The organism is Acidimicrobiia bacterium (assembly GCA_016650365.1).
In the GTDB taxonomy this organism is placed as follows: Bacteria; Actinomycetota; Acidimicrobiia; order Spongiisociales; family JAENVV01; genus JAENVV01.
The window spans coordinates 1-2,853 of sequence record JAENVV010000232.1 but is presented as its reverse complement, the minus strand read 5'-3'; the positions used below and the strand labels follow the sequence as shown (position 1 = coordinate 2,853).

The following is a 2,853-nucleotide window of genomic DNA, read 5'->3' as shown; positions in this document are numbered from 1 at the left end:
CTCCGGAATCGGCCGCAACAGATGATAGGACCTCGACAGAAACTGGCAGGACAGCACCCACTGCTTCAACAATCCGCTGATTAGTCGTTTCGTCGTTGTTGGTCGTAGTCACGTTAATACCTCCCTTCGCAAGCATACCTCACGATGGCAGTGAGGTATAGCTATATCGTGAGGTATTATCCCGCAATACTCGACTGGAGGTTTGGCACGCCCAAGAAGCCATCACTGGGTGGGCCTATGCAGGAGCAGAGTAACCTGCGGGCTGACAAGGAACCTTGACAGAAGGCTGTTGATGACATATACCGATCCGACCAGCACAACAATGGCGGCAGACCGAAGCCGAGGCGCACCGATTGGTCCAAGGGACTCGGCTCCGAGGCTTAACATCGGAGCGATCCGACTTGAGATCACCGCCGGATCCGTCAGGGAACAACCATGAGGCCGGGCCGTGTCGCATTGATAGCGGGTCTTGTGGGATACGCCGTCCTCGTGTTGGTCACGATCTGGCTGCTTTCTCTCGATACCCTCTCCCAAGCCAATGCCAGGTACACCGCAGTGTTACTCCCGATGGGCCCGGCGGTAGCCATCGTATTGCTATCCATCAGGCGGTATCAGAAGCTCGACGAACTGGCCCAAAGAGTCCATCTCATGGCACTGAGCGTCGCCTTCGTCGGGACGGTTTTGTTGGTGTTGACATGGAGCCTGCTGGATCTCTTCCAGATGTTCGAGACTCTTGGGATCTCCCCACTCAGCAGCCTGACCACCCTAGGAGCCCTGATCGGTCTCTATCTGATCGGCTACGTTGGAGCGCGGCGACAGTACCGATGAAGAACCGCCTACGGGAACTCCGCGCCCAACGAAACTGGACCCAAGGGGAGTTCGCTAAACATCTCGAAGTCTCACGTCAAACCGTCAACGCCATCGAAACCGGCAAGTACTACCCGTCACTCCCGCTCGCCTTCAAGATCGCCCGCATCTTTGATCAGAACCTGGAAGAGATCTTCGATCCCGACACATGAGGCGGCTGGCACGCATCTATCAAGGTCAGCAAATCGAGAGCCGCATCGAGCGTACCGCGAGAAGGCACGAGGTGCCGGGGATTTGATCCTGTCGGGCACCCGTTCCGTGGCTGTTCCGGTGGGGATTCGTAGTTTCGGTGGTGCAGTTCGACCAGACTGTGGCGCATGGTTGAGAAGGTTTTGAGTGTGGAGATCCGGTCTGCAGTTGTGGCAGACCTCGAAGCGATCACCGTTGTTCACTGCCAAGCGGCTTTGGTCGGTTTCGCTGAGATCTTCCCGCCTGCGGCCACCAAACCGACGCCGGCGTCGTTGCGGCCCCGCTGGCACGAGCTGGTCACCGACCCGGTTGCGAGCGTATTCGTGGCCGAGACTACATCTGTGGTGGGATGTGTGGTGGTCCGTGAGGAACCGACGGTCCCGTCTGGAGTTCTGCTCGACCGGCTCTATGTCCACCCGGACTGGTGGGGCAACGGAATCGGAAGCCTTCTTCACGACGTTGCCATCGATACGGCCGCCGCTCTCGGACATGATGCTATCAACCTGTGGGTTCTGGAATCGAACCAGTGGGCCAAGGGTATGTACGAACGTCGCGGATGGCGCCGGGTCCCTGACCGGACCCTCGCCAACGAACCCGACACCGTGTACGACGTCCTATACCAGCGCTCCGTTTCCGGCACCAAACCCGATTAGGCATCATCCGTCCTGGCTGGTTGGTGACTGCCCAACAGGGATACGGCCGAGCGGATCGAGGGGAACCAGTCGGTTCCCAGACACGCGACGGAAACAGAAGGTCGTATCGCCCGAGGCACAACAGCACTGAGGGCCGGGCTGCTGAGAGCAGTTCTGCTTCCGCGGGTCTAGGCCTATCCCCCTTTCGGCTCAGCGGGCAGAGCCAACAACGGATCAGGTAGCACCGATCCGTACACGCCACCGAGCAGAACCGGCCATGTATGACACCGTCCGGTATCGGCACCTGGGGGCGTGCCGGTCGACTATGCGCACGTACTCTTCGTCGTGATGGCAAGCGTCGAGTTCCTCGTACGTTCTTCGGGAACAGCGATGAGATCCGACAGGTGGTTCCGATCGTTGACGGAGTGCCACTTGACGAGCTGATTGCCAGCTTCGAGAAGGCTCGTGATTCCTCCGTCGTCGGCGCCGACGGAGGAGTGGTCGTCGACTATTTCAGCTTTCGGCGGCCTCAACATCTACTTCCTCAGGCCCGTCCATAGATGAAGGCGAGATCCCGACGGCCAGCCTGTCTTGCTAGGCCATAGCGAACTCAGCTTAGGAAAGCGCCGCTTCCGGCCTCGACGGAGATGAGGAACCGTTCGGCGTCGATACGACGACCGAAGTTCTCCGCCCGCTGTGCCCCGTGGGTCCCGCCAGCGGGCTTGCCACGACATGCGACCGGATTCTTGGATGAGCTCGCGTATCGACGCCACGACCCCCCTTCTCGGCTTCGTTCTGGGCTGTCCCGGTGGTGATGATGCAGGTTGACCCTGGCACGGGAGTGTCAGTAACCCTCCAATTTGAGCAATTTTGGCGGGTTCAGGTGCAAGCGTGGCTCAGGCTGCGGGGGTGCCACACTTTGGACTCCGGGCGTCTGAAATGCACGATCGCGGTCGGGCTGCCATCCTGCGGTAACGGTTCATGGTGGGCTTCTCGGACAGGGCAATTCACACTTGTTGAAAGATTCTTGTCATACGATTCTGTCCTGAGTGGCCTTTATAGGAATGAGGGAGAGTCTTGGACGCGGCCGGTACTCGACAATTCGAGGAGTTTTTCGGGCAAGCCGAAGCACCGATTCGGTACGCGTTGGTGGCGTCCTTCGGGT

At 59.3% G+C, this 2,853-nt stretch carries 4 protein-coding genes; 3 read left to right on the top strand and 1 reads right to left on the bottom strand.

The annotated features are described in order from the left end of the window. Positions 1-435 precede the first annotated feature (435 nt). From JJE47_13595 to JJE47_13585, 3 genes are all read left to right on the top strand, one after another. A complete protein-coding gene (locus tag JJE47_13595; GenBank protein MBK5268457.1) occupies positions 436-828 on the top strand; it encodes a hypothetical protein in 393 nt (130 codons plus the stop codon). After that, positions 825-1,019: a helix-turn-helix transcriptional regulator gene (locus tag JJE47_13590; GenBank protein ID MBK5268456.1), complete on the top strand. Its 195-nt coding sequence runs from the start codon at positions 825-827 to the stop codon at positions 1,017-1,019. The genes JJE47_13595 and JJE47_13590 overlap by 4 nt, the downstream gene beginning before the upstream one ends. Positions 1,020-1,184: 165 nt before the next feature. After that, a complete protein-coding gene (locus tag JJE47_13585) occupies positions 1,185-1,709 on the top strand; it encodes a GNAT family N-acetyltransferase (GenBank protein ID MBK5268455.1) in 525 nt (174 codons plus the stop codon). A gap of 302 nt (positions 1,710-2,011) precedes the next feature. On the opposite strand, the gene JJE47_13580 is transcribed toward JJE47_13585, so the two are convergent. Beyond that, a complete protein-coding gene (locus JJE47_13580) occupies positions 2,012-2,224 on the bottom strand; it encodes a hypothetical protein (protein ID MBK5268454.1) in 213 nt (70 codons plus the stop codon). Between the last annotated feature and the right edge of the window lie 629 nt (positions 2,225-2,853).